This is a genomic window from Pseudomonas sp. (genome assembly GCF_032058845.1).
In the GTDB taxonomy this organism is placed as follows: Bacteria; Pseudomonadota; Gammaproteobacteria; order Pseudomonadales; family Pseudomonadaceae; genus Aquipseudomonas.
Map to the genome: position 1 here is coordinate 1 of NZ_DAMCCR010000168.1, position 5,690 is coordinate 5,690.

The 5,690-nt window shown below is 64.7% G+C and carries 4 protein-coding genes; all 4 read right to left on the minus strand.

From position 1 onward, the window contains the following. Positions 1–177: 177 nt before the first annotated feature. A complete protein-coding gene (locus RT028_RS19770; RefSeq protein WP_312937104.1) occupies positions 178–801 on the minus strand; it encodes a glutathione S-transferase in 624 nt (207 codons plus the stop codon). 3 nt (positions 802–804) lie between these two features. Continuing rightward, positions 805–1,470 (minus strand): peptide-methionine (S)-S-oxide reductase MsrA, encoded by a 666-nt coding sequence (gene msrA / locus RT028_RS19775; RefSeq protein WP_312937106.1) that lies wholly within the window; start codon positions 1,468–1,470, stop codon positions 805–807. Positions 1,471–1,710: 240 nt separating this feature from the next. Next, positions 1,711–4,398 (minus strand): EAL domain-containing protein, encoded by a 2,688-nt coding sequence (locus RT028_RS19780; RefSeq protein WP_312937108.1) that lies wholly within the window; start codon positions 4,396–4,398, stop codon positions 1,711–1,713. Positions 4,399–4,645: 247 nt separating this feature from the next. Continuing rightward, a partial coding sequence (locus RT028_RS19785) for a 2-oxo acid dehydrogenase subunit E2 (protein WP_312937110.1) occupies positions 4,646–5,690 on the minus strand: 1,045 nt, incomplete at its 5' end.

The following is a 5,690-nucleotide window of genomic DNA, read 5'->3' on the forward strand; positions in this document are numbered from 1 at the left end:
GCGATGGCCGGCGCAGCCGGCCTGACCCAGGCGCCGCGTACTGCCAGACAGACCGCGATCACAGCCATTGGGGCGGCTGCGCCGCCCATCGCGACTCACCGCCACGCAGGGCCGATCCCCTTCAGCGCAGATGCATTCGCAGGCTCATCCTTGCCCGCATCCCGCGCAGAACGATGATCAGAGCACCGGCACCGTCGCCAGCATCGACGGCCGTTGTGACACTTCGGCATACCAGGCTGCCAGCCCGGGTTGCCGTTCCCGCCAGCCGAAATCAGGCTGGCGCAGGTCGAGGTAGCCGAGCGCACAGGCCAGGCCGATCGCCGCCAGGTCGAAGCCGGATGCCAGTTCGGCCAGATGTTCCTGCTCCAGGTTGGCCAGGCTGCGCCGGATCTTTTCACTCTGGGCTTCGAGCCAGCCATCCCAGCGTTTGTCCTCCGGGCGTAGCGCCACTTCGTAACGGCTCGACACCGCTGCATCGAGAATCGCATCGGCCTGCGAGACCAGCGTCATGCGCCGCCAGCGGGCCGAGCCTTCGCGGGGCAGCAGCGGCAGGCCGACGTGCTGCTGGTCGAGGTACTCGCAGATCACCCGGCTGTCATGCAGCACCGTGCCATCGGCCAGGCGCAGGGCCGGGATCTTGCCGATGGGGTTGTCCACGTTGAGCTGCGCGTCCGCTTGAACCGGGCTGATGTTCACCGGATGCAGGCTCACACGTTCAACTTGATCGGTCTCGTGCAACACCACCATGACCTTGCGTACGAACGGCGACAGCGGCGAGTGAAACAGGGTCATCGTCGTCATGGCTCAGTTGCCTTGCAGGCTGGGGGGCATGCACACGCCGGTGCCGCCGATGCCGCAGTAGCCCTGCGGATTCTTGGCCAGGTACTGCTGGTGATAGGCCTCGGCGAAATACACGGTCGGTGCTTGTGCCACCTCGGTGGTGATGGCGCCGAAGCCGGCCTTGTCCAGCTCGGCCTGGTACTCGGCCTTGCTCGCCTCGGCCTGTTCCACCTGCTCAGGGCTGGTGCAGTAGATGGCCGAACGGTACTGGGTGCCGACATCGTTGCCCTGGCGCATGCCCTGGGTCGGGTTGTGCAGTTCCCAGAACATCGCCAGCAGTTCGCGGTAGCTGACCTTGGCCTTGTCAAAGACCACCAGGACCACTTCGGTGTGGCCGGTCAGGCCGGAGCAGACCTCTTCGTACGTCGGGTTCGGCGTGTTGCCGCCGGCGTAACCGACCACGGTACTGACCACGCCTTCGCGCTGCCAGAAGCGCCGCTCGGCACCCCAGAAGCAGCCCAGGCCGAAGATCGCGAAATCGACATCGTCGAAGAACGGGCCGAGCAGCGGGGTTTCTTTGAAGACATAGTGAGTTTCAGGCAATGCCATGGGCGTCTCGCGCCCAGGCAGCGCCTGTTCAGCGGTAGGCAGGACGTTTTTGTTCACCAGAATTTCCGAACGCAGGACCATGGCTGTACCTCAGGGGTTGTGCGGTGATGAAGGTTTTCGCGAGTGCATCGGGGCAGCCACTGTTGAACCGATGAGCTTGCCCGCGACAGGTTTCCTATAGTGCCCGAGCGCAATGGCGCTGTCAGGCCACCAGACTGGGTGGAGGAGATTTGAGGGCTTTTACGCGCGTTACAGGAGGGACCGGTTCGCCGCGCGAGCACGCTTGCAGGGCTTGCATGACGCTTGAGCCCGGCGTGGCGGTCAGACCACCGGCCCGCGCGGGTAGCGCAGCAGCCGCTCGGCCAGCTCCCGGCCCGGAATCGGCCGGTCGAACAGATAACCCTGGCCCACATCGCAGCGGTGCCGGCGCAGGAACGTCAGTTGCTCCGGCGTCTCGATGCCCTCGGCCACGACCTTGAGCTTGAGGTTGTGGGCCATGGCAATCACCGCCGAGGTGATCTCCATGTCGTCCTGATTGACCGGGATTTCGTTGATGAAGCTGCGATCGATCTTGATGATGTCGATGGGAAACTTCTTCAGATAGCTCAGCGACGAGTAGCCCGTGCCGAAGTCGTCCATGGCCAGGGTCATGCCCAGCTGCTTGAGCTCGTCGAGCTGGCGGCGGGTGTCATCGGTGGCTTCGAGCAGCAGGCCTTCGGTGAGCTCCAGTTCCAGCAGGTGCGCCGGCACGGCTTCCTGCTCGAGGATGCTGGCGATCGAGCTGACCAGCTCCGGATCGGAAAACTGTTTGGGCGACAGGTTGATCGCGACATGCAAGGTGCCCAGACCTGCCTCTTGCAACTGGCGGGTCATGCGGCAGGATTCGCGCAGCACCCACTTGCCGATGGGAATGATCAGTCCGGTTTCTTCCGCCACGCTGATGAACTGGTCGGGGCGGATCATGCCGCGCTCCGGGTGGTTCCAGCGCAGCAAGGCTTCCAGGCCGAGCAGCCGACCACTGCGCAGGCACAGCTTGGGCTGGTAGAACACCTCCAGCTCGTTCTGGGCCAAGGCGCGGCGCAGGTTATTTTCGACGAACAGCTTGTAGCTCGCCTCGGCGTTGAGCACCTCGGTGAAGACCTGCAGCTGGTGTTTGCCGTTGGCCTTGGCCTTGTGCAAGGCGAGCCCTGCGTTCTTCATCAGGGTCTGCGGGTCGCTGCCGTGCAGGGGTGCGCAGGCCAGGCCCACCGAGGCTGTGATGTTGATCAGCTGGTTGTCGACGAACATCGGCCTGTCCAGGGTGCGCAACAGCTGCTGGGCAAGGTGCTGGCCGTCTTCGATGCTGGTGTCGTCGAGCAGCATGGCAAACTCGTTGCTGGCCAGGCGCGCCAGGGTGCTGGCGGTATTGAGGCTGTTGCGCAGGCGGCGCGCCAGGCTGATCAGCAGCTTGTCGCCGGTGTGATGGCCGAGACTGTCGTTGATTCGTTTGAAGTTGTCGATGTCCACCAGCAGCAGGCAGATCGGGCTGGCGTCCTGGCGCGCGAAGCGTTGCTCCACGCTACGGATGAACGCCTCGCGGTTACCCAGGTTGGTGAGGTTGTCGGTGTAGGCCAGGCGCTCGATGCGTTGTTGCGCCAGCTTGGTCTCGGTGATGTCTTCGTAGATACCGATGTAGTGGGTCAGCTCGCGATGATCGCCGTACACCTTGGAGATCGACAGTTGCCCCCAGTAGGGTTCCAGGCTCTTGCGCCGGCTCCTGAACTCGCCTTGCCAGCTGTTGCCGATGTCCAGGCTCGACGGCGAAGCGAAGAGGATGTCGCTGAGGTTTTCCAGCGCAGGCAGCTCGCTGACGTGGCGACCCTGCACTTCCTCGGTGGTGTACTGGGTGATGGCGGTGAAACTCGGGTTGACGTACTCCACCACGCCGTCGCGGTTGACCAGCAGAAAGGCGCTGGCGCTCTGTTCCACCGCGCGCTGGAACAGGTGCAGGGCATTGGCAGCCGTGCGTCGTCTGTGGTTGGTGATGACCTGGGCGAACTGATCGGCCAGCTCGCCGGCGAAGGCAATCTCGTCCGACTGCCAGGCGCGCGGCTGGGCGGTCTGCTCCAGGCACAGCACGCCCACCACCTGCCCATCGACGCGAATGCTGGCGTCGAGCATGGCGTTGTCTTCGGCGAACAGTGTGCCGGCCAGGTCGCGGGTACGTGGGTCATGGCTGGCGTTATGGGCATCGATGGCGCGGCTGGTGTGCAGCGCATCGAGGTAGTCGGGGAAGCGGCTGGCATCGATCGGCGCCAGCAGCCTGTGCTGCGCGTCAGCGCGGTGCCAGGCACTGATCGGTTCCAGGCGCTGTTCGTTGAGGTGCCAGATGCTCGCCGAGTCGACCTTGTAGATTTCGCAGGCGGTGCGGGTGATCAGCTCGGCGGCTTCGAGCAGCGAGTTGCCTGAACTGTAGCGCTGGCGCGCCAGACGCAGGATCAGGTCTTGCTGGGCACGCACGCGTTCGAGCTGCTCGAGCTGGTCCTGCTGGGCGCGCTGGTTCAGTTGCAAGGCCAGTTGCAGACGGTTGTTGCGGGTTTCCAGGGCCTGGGCGTCGAGGTCCGGGTCGTCCTGCTGGTCATCGAGAATGGTCAGATAGCCGCGCAGCAACTGGCGGTTGTGCTGCTTGAACACTTCGCCGATTTCCAGCACGCGCAGGGGGCCCGGCTGGCTGTGCAAGGTGTAGCGCACCCGGTAATGGCTGCGCCCGGCGAGCTGCAGCTGGATCTCGTCGTGCAGGCGATAGCGGGCTTCGGGCTCCATGAAGCTGGCAAACGGCGAGCCGATCATGGCGCAGAGTTCAGCGGCCGCCAGGCCGAGCGCGCGCTCGCAGGCAGGATCCAGGTAGAGCATGGCCCAGTTGGCTTCGTTGAGCCGCTCGAAACGCAACATGCCGAGCCGCGAGGGCACCGGCAATTGCGTGACGACCTCGGCCACCGTACGGCTGGCGGCATCGGGTTGGCTTTTCATCGAGGACTCACTTCAGGGGGGCAGCCTTGTTGGCAGGGCGTCTGGCAAGGTTGCATCATTGTGCCAGGAGCTGGCAAGCGGCCATGTGCCGCGCCGGGTGCTGTCTGTCGGCGGGCGCATGGCGCGGAACGAATGATTCCCCGGCAAAAAAAATCCCCGCCAGAAGGCGGGGTTGAGGTACGAGCGTGGCAGCTCGCTAAAGCAGTGTCGGCGGTAACCGGTCAGCCCGGTCGCCGCCGTTGCAGCATTACAGCAGCAGCGTGCGGATGTCGGTCAGCACATCGCCCAGACGCTTGGTGAAGCGCGCAGCGGCAGCGCCGTTGATCACACGGTGATCATAGGACAGCGACAGCGGCAGCATCAGCTTGGGCTGGAAGGCCTTGCCATCCCAGACCGGCTGGATAGTGGCCTTGGAAACACCCAGGATGGCCACTTCCGGCGCATTGACGATCGGCGTGAAGCCGGTGCCGCCAATGTGGCCGAGGCTGGAGATGGTGAAGCAGGCGCCTTGCATGTCGTCGGCCGACAGCTTCTTGGTGCGGGCTTTTTCGGCCAGGGCCGCAGCCTCGGCAGCCAGCTGCAGCAGGCTCTTCTGATCGACGTTCTTGATCACAGGGACCAGCAGGCCATCCGGGGTGTCCACGGCGAAACCGACGTTGACGTATTTCTTGCGGATGATCGCCTTGCCGCTTGGCGCCAGCGAGCTGTTGAAGTCTGGCATTTCCTTGAGCAGGAAGGCGCAGGCCTTGAGCAGCAGCGGTAGCACGGTGAGCTTGACGCCGGCTTTCTCGGCAACGGCTTTCTGCGCGACGCGGAAGGCTTCCAGCTCGGTGATGTCAGCCGAGTCGAACTGCGTGACGTGCGGCACGTTCAGCCAGCTGCGGTGCAGGTTGGCAGCACCGACCTGCATCAGGCGGGTGAGGGCGACTTCCTCGACTTCACCGAACTTGCTGAAGTCCACCACCGGGATCGGCGGAATGCCCGCGCCACCGGTAGCGCCAGCAGCAGCGGCCGGGGCCTCTTTGGCCTTCTGCATCATCGCCTTGACGTAAACCTGCACGTCTTCCTTGAGGATGCGACCGTGCGGGCCGCTGGCGCTGACGGCGCCCAGCTCGACACCGAATTCACGGGCCAGCTGGCGTACGGCAGGGCCGGCGTGGACCTTGGCGTTGCTGGCGGCTGCCGGGGCAGCGGCAGCAGGCGCCTGGGCTTCAGCAGCGGCGGGTTTGGCTGCCGGCGCGTCAGCTTTGGCAGGTGCCTCGGCCTTGGCTGGCTCGCTGGCGGCTTTCTCC

What these genes read in the sequence shown, in the direction of transcription:
- RT028_RS19770 (WP_312937104.1), bottom strand. Translation starts at nt 801, where the DNA reads ATGACGACGATGACCCTGTTTCACTCGCCGCTGTCGCCGTTCGTACGC.
- msrA (WP_312937106.1), bottom strand. Translation starts at nt 1,470, where the DNA reads ATGGTCCTGCGTTCGGAAATTCTGGTGAACAAAAACGTCCTGCCTACC.
- RT028_RS19780 (WP_312937108.1), bottom strand. Translation starts at nt 4,398, where the DNA reads ATGAAAAGCCAACCCGATGCCGCCAGCCGTACGGTGGCCGAGGTCGTC.